The organism is Idiomarina sp. T82-3 (assembly GCF_001577655.1).
Classification (GTDB): domain Bacteria; phylum Pseudomonadota; class Gammaproteobacteria; order Enterobacterales; family Alteromonadaceae; genus Idiomarina; species Idiomarina baltica.
In genome coordinates this window covers 1-16,834 of record NZ_LSBQ01000031.1, presented here as the reverse complement: position 1 = coordinate 16,834, position 16,834 = coordinate 1, and the positions used below count along the sequence as shown (strand labels likewise).

Here is a 16,834-nt window from a genome sequence, read left to right as displayed (position 1 = left end):
GCGGCGAAAGACTTCGCAGCCATCGATAACGCGCCAGAAGAGAAAGAGCGTGGTATCACCATCTCAACTTCACACGTTGAGTATGACACGCCAACTCGTCACTACGCGCACGTAGACTGTCCTGGACACGCTGACTACGTTAAAAACATGATCACTGGTGCCGCTCAGATGGACGGCGCGATCTTGGTAGTAGCAGCTACAGACGGCCCAATGCCACAAACACGTGAGCACATCTTGTTGTCACGTCAGGTAGGCGTACCTTACATCGTTGTATTCATGAACAAATGTGACATGGTAGACGATGAAGAGTTGTTGGAATTGGTAGAAATGGAAGTTCGTGAACTGTTATCAGAATACGAATTCCCAGGCGACGACTTGCCAGTCATCCAAGGTTCAGCACTTAAAGCGCTGGAAGGCGACGAAGAGTGGGCGAAGAAAATCGTTGAATTGGCTGACGCACTAGACAGCTACATCCCAGAGCCAGAGCGTGATATCGACAAGCCGTTCATCATGCCAATCGAAGACGTATTCTCGATTTCTGGTCGTGGTACGGTAGTAACAGGTCGTGTAGAGCGCGGTATCGTTAAGACCGGTGACGAGTGTGAAATCGTTGGTATGAAAGATACCATGAAGACCACAGTTACAGGTGTAGAGATGTTCCGTAAGTTGCTAGACGAAGGTCGTGCAGGCGAGAACATCGGTGCGTTGTTACGTGGTACTAAGCGTGACGAAGTAGAGCGTGGTCAAGTATTGGCGAAGCCAGGTACAATCACTCCGCACACCAAGTTCGAAGCCGAAGTATACGTACTGAGCAAAGACGAAGGTGGCCGTCACACGCCATTCTTCAAAGGCTATCGTCCACAGTTCTACTTCCGTACAACTGACGTAACGGGCGCAGTAGAATTGCCAGAAGGCGTAGAAATGGTCATGCCAGGCGACAACTTGAAGTTCGTTGTAGAGCTAATTGCTCCAATCGCAATGGACGAAGGCTTGCGTTTCGCAATCCGTGAAGGTGGTCGTACTGTAGGTGCAGGTGTTGTATCTAAGATCATCGACTAATGTAACTTGCGCCTAAGGCGTAAGCGACAGAGAGTCCAAAACCCGGCTTCGGCCGGGTTTTTTGTTGTATATCTATGATAAAAGCGGCGACGCTGAGCTTGCGCCGAGCACAGTCTTAGGTATAATACCGCGTCCGATCCTGTATCGAGTCAGTCTCGCCAGGAATCAAGGGGTGTAGTTCCAATTGGTAGAACAGCGGTCTCCAAAACCGACGGTTGGGGGTTCGAATCCCTCCACCCCTGCCAAACGAATTCAAAGAGTTTCGTAAGAGCGAAATGGCCAATCGCAAATTGGGAATTAAAAATGAGCGCAAACAAAGATACGCAAAGCAGTTCATTCGATAGTGTAAAGTGGATAGTTACGGTTTTGTTGTTAGCAGCAGCCGTTATTGGTAACCATTATTACACTGAAGAAGTATCCGTACTGTACCGCGCGGTTGCCGTGGTAGTACTGGTTGGCCTCGCAGGCTTCACTGCCGCAGCGACTGCTAAAGGTAAGAAATTTTTATCGTTCGCCAAAGAGAGTCGTACAGAAGTGCGCAAAGTGGTTTGGCCATCGCGTCAAGAAGCCACGCAAACTACCTTAATCGTAGTTGTAGCAACAGTTATCGTTGCATTAGTCCTTTGGGGTCTAGATGGAATTCTTGTTAGACTAGTAGGCTTCATCACCGGTTTGGAGATATAAGGGCATGAGCGATAAAAAACGTTGGTACGTTGTACAAGCATTTTCCGGCTTCGAGGCTCGTGTAGCTGAATCGCTTAAAGAACACGTTAAGATGCATGGCATGGAAGACAAGTTCGGCGAAATCTTAGTGCCTAAAGAAGAAGTCGTTGAGATGCGCGGTGGAAAGCGTCGTAAAAGCGAGCGTAAATTTTTTCCAGGTTACGTTTTAGTTGAAATGATCATGGATGATGAAACATGGCATTTGATTAAAAGTGTACCCCGTGTATTAGGCTTTATCGGTGGTAGCAGCGATCGCCCTACACCGATTTCAAAGAAAGAAGCGGATGCTATTCTTGATAGACTGCAAGATTCGCAAGATAAGCCCAAACCGAAAACATTATTCGAACCTGGCGAAGTGGTGCGCGTTAATGACGGTCCATTTGCTGATTTCAATGGTACCGTCGAAGAAGTTGATTACGAAAAGAGTCGCTTGACTGTTTCAGTTTCAATCTTTGGTCGCGCGACACCAGTAGAGCTAGAGTTCAGCCAGATCGAAAAATCCTGATCAAAAAATCAGCAATTATCATTGATCGAGTACGCGAATTGTCTTATAATTCGCGTCCTTTTTTAACGGGGAGCCGATTGAGTAACGTGACTCTGCAACGTTACGAGGCGTTAAACCCACAACAGAGGTAACTATCATGGCGAAAAAAGTATCAGCCATTATTAAATTACAGGTAGCTGCTGGTTCAGCTAACCCGTCACCACCAGTTGGTCCTGCATTGGGTCAGCATGGTGTGAACATCATGGAATTCTGTAAGGCGTTCAACGCACAGACTGACAACTTGGAAAAAGGTGCGCCTGTTCCAGTTGAAATTACTGTGTTTGAAGACCGTTCTTTCACGTTCATCACGAAAACTCCACCAGCGTCTTTCTTGCTTAAGAAAGCAGCTGGCATCAAGAGTGGTTCTGGCCGTCCTAACACTGAAAAAGTGGGTACGGTAACTCGCGAACAGTTAGAAGAAATCGCGAAAACTAAAGAACCAGACTTAACTGCTGCTGATTTAGACGCAGCTGTACGCACTATCGCCGGCTCTGCTCGTGCGATGGGCTTGAACGTGGAGGGCTAAGACATGGCTAAATTAACTAAGCGCGCTCGCATGATCCGCGAGAAAGTAGAAGCCCGTGACTACGATGTAAACGAAGCTATCACGTTGTTGAAAGAATTGGCGACCGCTAAGTTTACCGAGAGTGTTGACGTATCTGTTAACCTAGGCATTGATGCACGTAAATCGGACCAAAACGTTCGTGGCGCAACTGTATTGCCAAATGGTACAGGTCGTGACGTTCGCGTTGCTGTTTTCACTTCAGGCGCTAACGCTGATAAAGCGAAAGAAGCCGGTGCCGACATCGTTGGCATGGAAGACTTAGCTGAGCAAGTTAAGAAAGGTGAAATGAACTTCGACGTAGTTGTTGCTTCTCCTGATGCAATGCGCGTTGTTGGTCAGTTAGGCCAAATCTTGGGTCCACGTGGCCTGATGCCTAACCCTAAAACCGGTACTGTAACGCCAGACGTTGCAACGGCTGTTAAAAATGCTAAAGCAGGTCAGGTTCGCTATCGTAACGATAAAAACGGCATCATCCACGCGACGATCGGTCGTGTAGATTTTGACAACGACAAGTTGAAAGAAAACTTAGAATCGTTGTTAGCCGCGCTGAAGAAAGCTAAGCCTTCTTCTGCTAAAGGCGTATACATCAAGCGCATCAGCCTTTCGACTACGATGGGTGCTGGTGTTGCGATTGACCAGGGTACTGTCAGCGCTGGTTAATAAAGGTTTGTGGGTTGGAGCTGCGGTGGATTGCTCAAAAGGCATGAAGCATAGCTCCCATCCAAGACCGTAGGTGTACCGCAGGAATATTGCGGCACTTAATGTCCTACGCAGATGGTGATATCCGACTCAGGCTCTCTGGGTAGAGAATCACCGTGACAACGTGGTGAGTTTAGGCTCACCTAATTGTAACGAGGGGCTTAGGCTCCAAAAGAAAACGAGGTGATATCAGTGGCAATTGGTTTAGCCGGAAAGAAAGCAATCGTTAAAGAAGTTAACGACGTCGCTTCAAATGCGCTAGCCGTCACCGTTGCTGAATATCGAGGCATCGAAGTAGCCGACATGACCGCGTTGCGCAAAAAAGCACGTGAGCAAGGTGTGTTTCTTAAAGTAGTACGTAACACACTTGCAAAACGCGCCTTTGAGGGCACGCAGTTTGAGGATATGAGCGAAGCGCTTAAAGGACCTCTTGTTTATGGATTCTCTTTGGACGCACCGGGCGCATCTGCTCGTTTGTTCAAAGATTTCTCTAAAGAGAACAAGAACCTTCAGGTAACGGCTCTATCTATCGGTAACGGCATCATGGGTCCTGAAAAATTGGACGCAGTTGCTTCACTTCCGACTCGTGATGAAGCATTGGCTAAATTGCTCGCCACCTTCAAAGCACCGGTTAGCAAATTCGTTAAAACAGTTAACGAAGTACCTGCTAAGTTCGTGCGTACGTTGGCAGCAATTAAAGACGCTAAATAAATCGTTGGTTTTAAAACCGTTTTTTGTAATTATCAACCCAGGAGTTTAGAGTAATGGCTCTGACTAAAGAAGATATCTTAAACGCGATCGCTGAAATGCCAGTAATGGAATTGGTAGAGTTGATCGAAGCAGCTGAAGAAAAATTCGGCGTTGACGCATCTGCAGCAGTAGCAGTAGCAGCTGGCCCAGCGGCTGGCGGCGAAGCAGCAGCTGAAGAGCAAACTGAATTCGACGTTATCTTGAAAGGCGCTGGTAGCAACAAAGTTGCAGCTATCAAAGCTGTTCGCGGCGCAACTGGCCTTGGCTTGAAAGAAGCTAAAGCTATGGTTGAGTCTGCACCTGTTGCTGTTAAAGAAGGCATCAGCAAAGACGACGCTGAAGAGTTGAAGAAGCAGCTTGAAGAAGCTGGTGCGGAAGTTGAAGTTAAGTAATTCAACTGTTGCACGAAATCTGGCCTAAGGGCCATAGGCTGGTGGTTAAATAACCACCAGCCTTTTCGCGCTTTAACGCTTGTACGATTTTTGCCCGTATTTCGTTGCAGTCGCGTGAAAAAATAAAACGGGAACGACAGATTTTTGTTATCTGTTTTTAACCATCGAACCACTCGTTGGTTAGGGTCATCAATCAGCTAGCTGAGGAACCCCATGGCGTACTCCTACTCAGAGAAAAAACGTATTCGTAAGGACTTTGGTAAAAGACCTCAGGTCTTAGAAGTGCCTTACTTGCTGTCAATGCAGCTTGATTCATTCAAAAAATTTATTGAAGTCGATCCAGAGGCTAATAATGGCCTTGAAGCGGCTTTCCGTTCGGTCTTTCCGATTGCCAGCTATTCCGGTAATGCGGAACTGCAGTACGTCAGTTACCACTTAGGTGAGCCGGCTTTCGATGTTGAAGAATGTCAAATCCGCGGCATCACTTACTCTGCACCGCTGCGCGTTAAACTTCGCTTAGTGTTGTTTGATAAAGAAGCGGCTGCTGGCACAGTTAAGGACATCAAAGAGCAAGAAGTCTACATGGGCGAGATCCCATTGATGACAGAAAACGGTACTTTTGTCATCAATGGTACCGAGCGTGTGATTGTCTCTCAGTTACACCGTTCGCCAGGCGTGTTCTTTGATCATGATAAAGGTAAATCACACTCGTCAGGTAAAGTCCTGTATAACGCGCGTGTTATTCCTTACCGTGGTTCTTGGCTCGATTTTGAATTCGATCCTAAAGACAACGTATTCGTACGTATTGACCGTCGTCGCAAGTTACCTGCGTCGATCATCTTGCGTGCATTAGAGTACACCACCGAAGAAATCCTTGAGATGTTCTTCGAGACGACGTATTTCGAAATTCTGAAAACCAAAGTTAAGATGCAGTTGGTGCCAGAACGTCTTCGTGGTGAGACTGCTAAGTTCGATATTAAAGACAGCAACGGCGAAATCGTTGTTGAGAAAGGTCGTCGTGTAACGGCTCGTCATATCCGTCAATTAGAAAAGTCGGAGATGAAAGAGCTAGAAGTGCCTGTTGAATACATGGTCGGCAAAGTGCTTGCCAAAGACTATGTCAGCAAGGAAACCGGCGAAGTTGTCGCAAATGCGAACGATGAATTAACACTTGAGCTTATCGCTAATTTAAGCGAAGCGGGCGTGAAGAAGATCGAGACACTATTCGTCAACGATCTCGATCATGGTCCTTACATGAGCGAAACATTACGCGTTGATTCAACCACCAATCGCCTCGAGGCATTGGTCGAAATCTATCGCATGATGCGTCCAGGTGAGCCGCCCACGCGAGAAGCTGCCGAAGCACTCTTCGATAACCTGTTCTTTAGCGAAGAACGTTACGACTTATCGACTGTTGGTCGAATGAAATTCAATCGTCGTTTAGGTCGCGAAGACTTATCAGGGAAAAACACCCTGACCAACGAAGATATTATTGACGTCATGAAAAAGCTCATCGAGATCCGTAACGGTCTTGACGAGGTTGACGATATCGATCACTTGGGTAACCGCCGTATCCGTTCAGTCGGTGAAATGGCAGAAAACCAATTCCGTGTTGGTTTGGTACGTGTTGAACGCGCGGTGAAAGAGCGTCTTTCATTAGGTGATCTTGACAATACAATGCCGCAAGATTTGATAAACGCAAAACCTATCAGTGCTGCGGTTAAAGAGTTCTTTGGCTCAAGCCAATTGTCACAGTTCATGGACCAGAACAACCCATTGTCAGAAGTAACGCACAAGCGTCGTATTTCTGCTTTAGGTCCAGGTGGTTTGACGCGTGAACGAGCGGGCTTCGAAGTACGTGACGTACATCCAACTCACTACGGTCGTCTATGCCCAATCGAAACGCCTGAAGGTCCAAACATCGGTTTGATTAACTCGTTGTCGACCTTCGCACGCACTAATGAATATGGCTTCCTAGAGACGCCTTATCGTCGGATTGAAAACGGTGTCGTGACCGATGAGGTTGAATACCTCTCTGCAATCGAAGAAGGTAACTACGTAATCGCTCAGGCTAACGTTGCGTTGAACGACCAAGGTGAGCTCGTTGACGATCTCGTACCGTGCCGTCATAAAAACGAATTCACCTTGATGAACCGTGAACAAGTTCAGTTCATGGACGTTGCGCCACAGCAGATCGTATCGATTGCGGCAAGTATGATCCCGTTCTTAGAACACGATGATGCTAACCGTGCCTTGATGGGCTCGAACATGCAACGTCAAGCCGTACCAACGCTACGGGCTGATAAGCCGTTAGTAGGTACCGGCATTGAGCGTACGATTGCGGTTGATTCAGGCGTTACTATCGTCGCTAAACGCGGCGGTGTTGTAGATTACGTCGATGCTGCGCGTATCGTTGTTAAGGTAAATGAGGAAGAGATGGTACCGGGTGAAGCAGGTATCGACATTTACAACTTAACCAAATACAAGCGTTCGAACCAGAACACATGTATTAACCAAAAGCCAACGGTACGTCTTGGCGAACCGGTAATGCGTGGTGATGTGTTAGCAGACGGTCCATCGACTGACTTAGGTGAACTCGCTTTAGGTCAAAACCTTCGCGTGGCATTTATGCCATGGAATGGTTATAACTTTGAGGATTCGATTCTTCTTTCTGAGCGTGTTGCTCAAGAGGACCGTTTGACCACGATTCACATTCAAGAATTGAACTGTGTAGCGCGTGATACCAAGTTGGGTGCGGAAGAAATTACGAGTGATATCCCGAACGTCGGCGAGTCTGCGTTGGGTAAATTGGATGAAGCCGGTGTTGTTTACGTGGGTGCTGAAGTTAAAGGCGGCGACATCCTCGTAGGTAAAGTAACACCTAAAGGCGAAACCCAATTAACGCCAGAAGAAAAACTTTTGCGTGCAATCTTTGGTGAGAAAGCGTCTGATGTTAAAGATAGCTCTCTGCGCGTACCTAACGGTGTGAACGGCACGGTAATAGACGTTCAAGTATTCACCCGCGACGGTGTTGAAAAAGATAAACGTGCAGTCGCTATCGAAGAGATGCAATTGGCTAAGGTTAAGAAAGATTTAACCGAAGAGTTCAAGATCCTCGAAGATGGCATTTATGGCCGCGCACGTAGTCTGTTATTGAACAACGGTTTTGACGAAGCCAAGCTGGCAAGCATGGATCGTTCAAACTGGTTAACACAAGGTCTGGCAGACGAGAGTGCTCAGGAGCAACTTGAGCAGATCGCTGAGCAATATCAACAGACGCGTGAAGATTTCGATCAGAAGTTTGAGATGAAACGCCGCAAGATTACCCAAGGTGATGACTTAGCACCGGGTGTCCTTAAGATTGTTAAGGTCTACCTCGCTGTACGTCGTCGCATTCAACCGGGTGACAAATTAGCGGGTCGTCACGGTAACAAAGGTGTTATCTCGACTATCATCCCGAACGAAGATATGCCTCATGATGAAGAGGGTAATCCGGTCGATATCGTACTAAACCCGTTGGGTGTACCATCGCGGATGAACATTGGTCAGATCCTTGAGACCCATTTAGGTATGGCAGCTCGTGGTATCGGTACCAAGATCGACAAGATGTTGAAAGCGCAACGCGCAATGGCCGAGTTACGTGACTTTATCCAACAGGTTTATGACTTGGGTGAAGGACGCCAGAAAGTAGATTTAGCCGAGTTCAGTGATGACGAAGTACTTCGTCTAGCAGGCAACTTACGTGCAGGTCTACCGACAGCAACTCCGGCATTTGACGGTGCAGTTGAAGAAGAGATTAAAGCGCTTCTTAAATTAGCGGATATCCCTGAATCAGGTCAGATTCCGTTGATTGATGGTCGCACAGGTGAGCGTTTTGAGCGTGATGTAACTGTTGGTTATATGTACATGCTGAAACTGAACCACTTGGTCGACGATAAGATGCACGCACGTTCAACCGGTTCTTATAGCTTGGTTACGCAACAGCCGCTGGGTGGTAAAGCTCAGTTCGGTGGTCAGCGCTTCGGTGAGATGGAAGTATGGGCCCTCGAAGCTTACGGCGCAGCTTACACCTTGCAAGAAATGTTGACCGTTAAGTCGGACGACGTAAATGGTCGTACGAAGATGTACAAGAACATCGTGGATAACAACTTGCAGATGGAAGCGGGTATGCCTGAATCCTTCAACGTATTGCTGAAGGAAATCCGTTCACTCGGTATTAATATCGAGTTGGAAGAAGGCTAATCGAGCTTTTTGTTATTGAATTTGGGGAGTGCTTGCACTCCCCGTGGTTGAACTCCGACAGGAGATAAATCGTGAAAGACTTGCTTAAGTTTTTAAAACCGGCTAACCAATCAGAAGAATTTGATGGAATTCGTATTGCGTTAGCGTCACCAGACATGATCCGTAGTTGGTCATATGGTGAAGTTAAAAAGCCGGAAACCATTAACTATCGTACGTTCAAACCTGAACGTGATGGTCTTTTCTGTGCGCGTATCTTTGGTCCAGTTAAGGATTACGAGTGTCTTTGCGGCAAGTATAAGCGCCTAAAGCACCGTGGTGTTATCTGCGAGAAGTGTGGCGTAGAAGTTACTTTGACCAAAGTTCGCCGTGAGCGTATGGGCCATATCGAATTAGCGAGCCCAGTGGCGCACATTTGGTTCTTGAAATCATTGCCCTCACGCATTGGCTTGATGCTTGATATGACATTGCGCGACATTGAGCGCGTGTTGTACTTCGAATCATATGTTGTGACTGAGCCTGGTTTGACGACGTTAGAGCGTTATCAAATCTTGACTGAAGAAGAGTACCTTGATGCACTCGAAGAGCACGGCGATGAGTTCGATGCGAAAATGGGTGCGGAAGGTATACTTGATTTGCTGCGCACTATCGATATCGATGGTGATATCCAGCAACTGCGTGAAGAGTTACCAGAGACAAACTCTGAAACTAAGCGTAAGAAGATCAGTAAACGTCTGAAGTTGCTTGAATCTTTCCAGATGTCAGGAAACAAACCTGAGTGGATGATCTTGCGCGTATTGCCGGTGTTGCCACCTGACTTGCGTCCATTGGTACCACTTGATGGCGGCCGCTTCGCAACATCAGACTTGAACGACCTATACCGTCGTGTCATTAACCGTAACAACCGTCTTAAGCGTCTACTTGACTTAGCCGCACCAGACATCATCGTTCGCAACGAAAAACGTATGTTGCAAGAAGCGGTTGATGCGTTGTTAGACAACGGTCGCCGTGGTCGTGCGATCACAGGTTCTAATAAACGTCCTCTGAAATCGCTTGCTGACATGATCAAAGGTAAGCAGGGTCGTTTCCGTCAGAACCTTCTGGGTAAACGTGTTGACTATTCAGGTCGTTCGGTTATCACCGTAGGTCCTAAACTACGTTTGCACCAGTGTGGTCTGCCTAAGAAGATGGCACTCGAATTATTTAAACCATTTATCTACGGCAAGCTTGAGCGTCGTGGTTTAGCGACCACCATCAAAGCGGCTAAGAAAATGGTTGAGCGTGAAACCGCAGAAGTTTGGGATATCTTGGATGAAGTGATCAAAGAGCACCCGGTGTTATTGAACCGTGCGCCAACACTTCACCGTTTGGGTATCCAAGCTTTTGAACCGGTCCTCATCGAAGGTAAAGCGATTCAGCTACACCCATTGGTGTGTGCGGCTTATAACGCTGACTTTGACGGCGACCAAATGGCGGTTCATTTGCCATTGACGCTTGAAGCGCAGCTCGAAGCGCGTGCGTTGATGATGTCAACCAATAACGTACTATCGCCTGCGAGCGGTGACCCGATCATCGTTCCATCACAAGACGTTGTCTTAGGTCTTTATTACATGACCAAAGAGAAAATCAACGGCAAAGGCGAAGGTATGGCATTCAAGAACCCTAAAGAGGTCGAGAAAGCCTATCGTAGCGGTGCAGTCGAATTGCACACGCGTATTAAAGTGCGTATCGCGGATACAATTATCCATGAAGATGGCACCCGTGAAAAACGCTTGATGTTGCGTGACACCACTGTAGGTCGTGCGATTTTGTCACTGATCATGCCAGAGGGCTTACCATTTGAGCTGATCGATCAGCCAATGGGTAAAAAGCCTATCGCGCGTATGCTTAATCAAGCGTATCGCGATATCGGTTTGAAAGAGACGGTCGTATTCGCTGACCAAGTGATGTATACCGGTTTCCATTACGCGATGATTTCTGGTGCGTCTGTCGGTATTAACGACATGGTGATTCCTGAAGCGAAGAAAGAAATCGTTGCCGCCGCGGAAGAAGAAGTCGCTGAGATTCAAGAGCAGTTCGAATCGGGTTTGGTAACCGCAGGCGAAAAATACAACAAAGTTATCGATATCTGGTCAACCGCTAACGAGAAAGTCTCGAAGGCGATGATGGAAAACCTGTCGAAAGAAGTCGTCAAGAACAAAGAGGGTGAGGACGAAGAACAAGCGTCGTTCAACTCGATCTTTATGATGGCGGACTCAGGCGCTCGTGGTAGCCCCGCACAGATCCGTCAGTTGGCCGGTATGCGTGGTCTGATGGCTAAGCCGGATGGCTCAATCATCGAAACACCAATCGTTGCGAACTTCCGTGAAGGTTTGAACGTACTTCAGTACTTCATCTCGACTCACGGTGCACGTAAAGGTTTGGCCGATACGGCATTGAAGACAGCGAACTCAGGTTATCTGACACGTCGTCTGGTCGACGTTTCACAAGACGTGGTTATCATGGAAGAAGACTGTGGTACACACGATGGCTTGTACATGAAGCCGTTGATCGAAGGTGGTGATGTTGTAGAACCACTGCGCGAGCGTGTATTAGGTCGTGTTTTATGTGAAGACGTCATGCAACCAGGCAGCGATAAAGACGTGCTATTACCACGTAACACGCTGCTCGACGAAAAGAACTGTGACGTTCTCGAAGAGAACTCAATCGACGAAGTTAAAGTTCGCTCTGTTATTACGTGTGATACTGACTTCGGTGTCTGTGCACACTGTTATGGTCGTGACTTGGCGCGTGGCCACATGGTTAACCAAGGTGAGGCCGTCGGTGTAATCGCTGCGCAGTCAATCGGTGAACCTGGTACACAGTTGACGATGCGTACCTTCCACATCGGTGGTGCGGCATCACGTGCGACAGCAGAAAACAACATTCAGGTGAAGAATCCAGGTACCTTGAAGCTACACAACGCGAAATGGGTTGTTAACAGCGACAATCAACCGGTGATTACTTCACGTTCAACTGAATTAACGCTTATCGACGAGTTTGGTCGTGAGCGCGAGCGTTACAAAGTACCTTATGGTGCGGTGTTGAAGAAAGGCGAAGGCGACAGTGTAGACGGCGGCGAAACCGTTGCAAACTGGGACCCGCATACGCACCCAATCATCACTGAGGTAGAAGGTCGCTTGAAGTTCGTTGACCTGATTGATGGTGTTACTATGACCCGTCAAACCGACGAACTCACCGGTTTATCAAGTATCGTTGTACTGGAAACAGGTCAGCGTACGAGCGCCGGTAAAGACATGCGTCCAATGGTTAAATTGGTCGACGGCCAAGGCAATGATGTAAACATCGCGGGTACAGACATTCCTGCACAGTACTTCTTGCCAGGTAACGCGATCATTAACCTTGAAGATAACGCTGAAGTTAAAGTGGGTGATACGGTCGCTCGTATCCCGCAAGAAGGTTCGAAAACGCGCGACATCACGGGTGGTCTTCCACGCGTTGCCGACTTGTTCGAAGCACGTCGCCCGAAAGAGCCTGCAATTTTGGCAGAGAAAACAGGTACCGTATCCTTTGGTAAAGAAACTAAAGGAAAACGTCGCCTAATCATCACGCCAAACGACGGTACTGATCAGCACGAAGAGATGATTCCGAAATGGCGTCAGCTGAACGTGTTTGAAGGTGAACAGGTCCAAAAAGGTGAGGTAATCGCCGATGGTCCAGAAGCACCGCATGACATCTTGCGTCTACGTGGCGTTAGCGCAGTAGCTAACTACATCGTTAACGAAGTACAAGAAGTCTACCGTTTACAAGGTGTTAAGATTAACGATAAGCATATTGAAACTATCGTTCGTCAAATGCTACGTAAAGCGCTTATCTTGCGCGCCAACGATACCAACTTGCTTGAGGGCGAGATGGTAGAAATGGCAGAAGTGCTAGCAGCCAACGCGAAAGCAGAAGCTGAAGGCAAACAGCCAGCTACCTTCGAGCGTCAGTTGTTGGGTATTACGAAGGCATCATTGTCGACTGAATCATTTATTTCAGCGGCATCGTTCCAGGAAACAACACGCGTGCTTACTGAAGCCGCTGTTGCGGGACGCAAAGATACCTTACGTGGCTTGAAAGAAAACGTCATAGTAGGTCGCCTAATTCCTGCCGGTACTGGTTATTCGTACCACAAGGAGCGTATGGAGCGTCGTCAAGCAGAGCTTGAAGTCGAAGATACAGCACCTAAGATGACAGCTGAAGAAGCCGAACAGCAGTTGGCCGATGCGCTAAATGCAGGCGGTGACAGTGGGTCTACATCTGAGTAATTCACTCGATTAAACCCTCGCTCAGCGATTAAGCCGGTACTCATTGAGTGCCGGCTTTCTTATATAGCCTTGACAGGTGAAAATATGACCATTAAAATTCCCGCTCCCGAATTTCGGGATCTGGTCCATTTATTGGTCAGAAACCAAGTGATTTTTCACTGGTGTAAGCGACATCAACAAAACTAGGAGTATTTAATGGCAACAGTTAACCAGCTGGTGCGTAAAGGCCGTCAAAAGCCCGTTGTGAAAAGCAACGTTCCGGCTCTTGAAGCGTGCCCTCAAAAACGCGGTGTTTGTACCCGTGTTTACACAACAACCCCAAAGAAGCCGAACTCGGCGATGCGTAAAGTGTGTCGTGTGCGTCTTACTAACGGTTACGAAGTATCTTCGTACATCGGTGGCGAAGGCCACAACTTGCAAGAGCACTCGGTTGTATTGATCCGTGGCGGTCGTGTAAAAGACTTGCCAGGTGTTCGTTATCACACCGTTCGTGGCGCACTTGACTGTTCAGGTGTAAACGATCGTAAACAAGGCCGTTCTAAATACGGCGCGAAGCGGCCTAAATCTTAACGGTTCTCCGTTAGTAAGGCCAAACTGTTTGTACGTTTTGGGGAATACCCTGAATTAATCGGAGAATATTGAGATGCCAAGAAGACGCGTCATAGGTCAACGTAAAATCCTTCCAGATCCTAAGTTCGGATCAGAGTTGTTGGCCAAATTTATCAATGTCGTCATGGTAGACGGCAAAAAAGCAGTCGCTGAAAAGATTATCTACGGTGCACTAGACATTCTTGCTGAGAAATCTGGTAAAGACCACTTAGACATCTTCGAGAATGCGCTTGATAACGTTCGCCCAACCGTCGAGGTTAAATCTCGTCGCGTAGGTGGTTCAACCTATCAGGTTCCGGTCGAAGTACGTCCTGTGCGTCGTAATGCACTGGCAATGCGCTGGTTAGTTGATGCAGCGCGCACCCGTGGTGAAAAATCAATGTCGCAGCGTTTGGCAGCAGAAATGCTAGACGCATCTGAAAACAAAGGGTCTGCTGTGAAGAAACGTGAAGACGTTCACCGCATGGCTGAAGCAAACAAAGCGTTTGCTCACTATCGCTGGTAATTTCACAGTTAACCGACTAAGGAGTTTATTGTGGCTCGTAAAACTTCCATTGAGCGCTATCGTAATATTGGTATCTGCGCTCACGTAGACGCTGGTAAAACAACCACCACTGAACGTGTGTTGTTCTACACTGGCCTGTCTCACAAGATTGGTGAGGTGCACGATGGTGCAGCTACCATGGACTGGATGGAACAGGAGCAGGAACGTGGTATCACCATCACCTCTGCCGCAACGACATGTTTCTGGCAAGGTATGGACAAACAGTTCCCTGAGCATCGTATCAATATCATCGATACTCCCGGACACGTTGACTTTACCATTGAGGTAGAGCGTTCATTACGTGTTCTTGACGGTGCAGTCGTCGTATTGTGTGCTTCATCAGGTGTTCAGCCTCAGACTGAAACTGTATGGCGTCAGGCGAACAAATACGAAGTACCACGTATGGTATTCGTGAACAAGATGGACCGTGCAGGTGCGGACTTCTTGTCAGTTGTTCATCAAATGAAAACCCGCTTGAATGCAGAAGCAGTGCCAATGCAACTGCCTGTAGGCGCAGAAGACAACTTCCGCGGCGTGGTTGATTTGATCAAAATGAAGTTCATCAACTGGAACGATGAAGACATGGGTACTTCATTCACATATGAAGATATCCCTGCTGACATGGTTGACGAGTGTGAAGAACATCACAACAACTTGGTTGAAGCTGCGGCTGAAGCTAACGAAGAGTTGATGAACAAATACCTTGAAGAAGGTGAGTTGACTGAAGCAGAAATCAAACAAGGTCTTCGCGCACGCACGTTGGCGAACGAGATCTGCTTGGTTGCTGCTGGTTCAGCGTTCAAAAACAAAGGTGTTCAAGCAGTGCTTGACGCGGTCATCGAGTATCTTCCGTCACCGACAGAAGTTAAGCCTATTACAGGTATCCTTGATGACGAGTCTGAAGGTGTTCGTAAGTCTTCTGACGACGAGCCGTTCTCAGCACTTGCGTTTAAAATCGCGACTGACCCGTTCGTGGGTACACTGACGTTCGTTCGCGTATACTCCGGTGTACTTAATCAGGGTGACGGTGTTGTTAACCCAGTTAAGAACAAGAAAGAGCGCGTTGGACGTATGGTTCAGATGCACTCAAACAGCCGTGAAGAGATCAAAGAAGTGCGCGCGGGCGACATCGCGGCCTTGATTGGTCTTAAAGACGTGACAACCGGTGACACGCTGTGTGATCCAAGCAACAAGATTATTCTTGAGCGTATGGAATTCCCAGAACCGGTTATTTCTGTTGCAGTAGAACCGAAAACTAAAGCCGACCAAGAGAAAATGGGTATTGCCCTTGGTAAGTTGGCCGCAGAAGATCCATCATTCCGCGTTAAAACGGATGAAGAGTCAGGTCAAACTATCATCTCTGGTATGGGTGAGCTTCACCTTGATATCATCGTTGACCGTATGAAGCGTGAATTCAAAGTTGAATGTAACGTTGGTCAGCCTCAGGTTGCATACCGTGAAGCAATCCGTAACGCGGTTGAAGTCGAAGGCAAATTCGTTCGTCAATCAGGTGGTCGTGGTCAATTCGGTCACGTATGGCTGAAGCTTGAGCCAATGGCGATTGAAGAAGATGAAAACGGTGATGACATCACTTACCAATTCGTAAACGAAATCGTTGGTGGTGTGGTACCTAAGGAATACATTCCTGCGGTAGACCGTGGTATCAAAGAGCAGATGGAACAAGGTGTTCTTGCTGGCTACCCAGTATTGGGTGTTAAGGCAACCTTGTACGACGGTTCTTACCACGATGTTGACTCATCAGAGATGGCGTTTAAAATCGCCGGTAGCATGGCTTTCAAAAAGGGTGCATTGCAAGCGCAACCTGTATTGCTTGAGCCAATGATGAAAGTTGAAGTTATCACTCCAGAAGAGTCAATGGGTGATGTTGTCGGTGACCTTAACCGCCGTCGTGGTCTTATCGAAGGTATGGAAGAGGCACCAGGTGGCTTGAAAGCAGTTAATGCTCAAGTTCCATTGTCAGAAATGTTCGGTTACGCGACTGACTTGCGTTCACAAACTCAAGGTCGTGCATCGTACTCAATGGAATTCTTGAAGTATGCTGAAGCACCTAACAACATCGCTGAAAAAGTGATGGCTGAGCGTAACGCTAAATAAGTAAGGTCTGGTCCGGTTTTTTGCGAGACCGGGCTTTTAACTTAAGTTTGAGGAACTATCATGTCTAAAGAAAAATTTGAACGTTCGAAGCCGCACGTAAACGTCGGCACCATCGGTCACGTTGACCACGGTAAAACTACTTTGACTGCTGCTATTACTACTGTATTAGCAAAAGTCTATGGTGGCGCGGCGAAAGACTTCGCAGCCATCGATAACGCGCCAGAAGAGAAAGAGCGTGGTATCACCATCTCAACTTCACACGTTGAGTATGACACGCCAACTCGT

General features: G+C 47.6%; 13 protein-coding genes and 1 tRNA gene. All 14 read left to right on the top strand.

All coding sequences use genetic code 11. The features are described from left to right. The coding region (gene tuf, locus AWU56_RS12700) for an elongation factor Tu (protein ID WP_286682734.1) at positions 1–1,059 on the top strand (1,059 nt) is incomplete at its 5' end. Positions 1,060–1,227: 168 nt separating this feature from the next. After that, positions 1,228–1,304: transfer RNA gene (locus tag AWU56_RS12695), tRNA-Trp, on the top strand. Between the two features lie 58 nt (positions 1,305–1,362). Beyond that, a complete protein-coding gene (gene secE / locus AWU56_RS12690; RefSeq protein WP_286682733.1) occupies positions 1,363–1,743 on the top strand; it encodes a preprotein translocase subunit SecE in 381 nt (126 codons plus the stop codon). 4 nt (positions 1,744–1,747) lie between these two features. Further along, positions 1,748–2,287, top strand: coding sequence for a transcription termination/antitermination protein NusG (gene nusG, locus AWU56_RS12685; protein ID WP_286682732.1), 540 nt, complete (start codon positions 1,748–1,750; stop codon positions 2,285–2,287). Between the two features lie 136 nt (positions 2,288–2,423). Then, positions 2,424–2,852: a 50S ribosomal protein L11 gene (gene rplK / locus AWU56_RS12680; RefSeq protein WP_006956851.1), complete on the top strand. Its 429-nt coding sequence runs from the start codon at positions 2,424–2,426 to the stop codon at positions 2,850–2,852. 3 nt (positions 2,853–2,855) lie between these two features. After that, on the top strand, positions 2,856–3,551 hold the full coding sequence (gene rplA, locus AWU56_RS12675; protein ID WP_006956850.1) for a 50S ribosomal protein L1: 696 nt from the start codon (positions 2,856–2,858) through the stop codon (positions 3,549–3,551). 231 nt (positions 3,552–3,782) lie between these two features. Beyond that, a complete protein-coding gene (gene rplJ, locus AWU56_RS12670; protein ID WP_006956849.1) occupies positions 3,783–4,301 on the top strand; it encodes a 50S ribosomal protein L10 in 519 nt (172 codons plus the stop codon). A 53-nt stretch (positions 4,302–4,354) separates the two neighbouring features. Continuing rightward, positions 4,355–4,732: a 50S ribosomal protein L7/L12 gene (rplL, locus tag AWU56_RS12665; RefSeq protein ID WP_006956848.1), complete on the top strand. Its 378-nt coding sequence runs from the start codon at positions 4,355–4,357 to the stop codon at positions 4,730–4,732. Positions 4,733–4,945: 213 nt separating this feature from the next. Then, on the top strand, positions 4,946–8,974 hold the full coding sequence (gene rpoB, locus AWU56_RS12660) for a DNA-directed RNA polymerase subunit beta (protein ID WP_286682731.1): 4,029 nt from the start codon (positions 4,946–4,948) through the stop codon (positions 8,972–8,974). Positions 8,975–9,045: 71 nt separating this feature from the next. Further along, on the top strand, positions 9,046–13,281 hold the full coding sequence (gene rpoC, locus AWU56_RS12655) for a DNA-directed RNA polymerase subunit beta' (protein ID WP_286682730.1): 4,236 nt from the start codon (positions 9,046–9,048) through the stop codon (positions 13,279–13,281). Between the two features lie 195 nt (positions 13,282–13,476). Further along, positions 13,477–13,851 (top strand): 30S ribosomal protein S12, encoded by a 375-nt coding sequence (rpsL, locus tag AWU56_RS12650; RefSeq protein WP_006956845.1) that lies wholly within the window; start codon positions 13,477–13,479, stop codon positions 13,849–13,851. 73 nt (positions 13,852–13,924) lie between these two features. Beyond that, positions 13,925–14,395, top strand: a complete 471-nt coding sequence (gene rpsG, locus AWU56_RS12645) for a 30S ribosomal protein S7 (RefSeq protein WP_006956844.1) — start codon at positions 13,925–13,927, stop codon at positions 14,393–14,395. A 30-nt stretch (positions 14,396–14,425) separates the two neighbouring features. Then, a complete protein-coding gene (gene fusA / locus AWU56_RS12640; protein WP_006956843.1) occupies positions 14,426–16,549 on the top strand; it encodes an elongation factor G in 2,124 nt (707 codons plus the stop codon). 60 nt (positions 16,550–16,609) lie between these two features. After that, on the top strand, positions 16,610–16,834 hold a 225-nt coding region (locus tag AWU56_RS12635; RefSeq protein ID WP_286682158.1), incomplete at its 3' end, for a GTP-binding protein.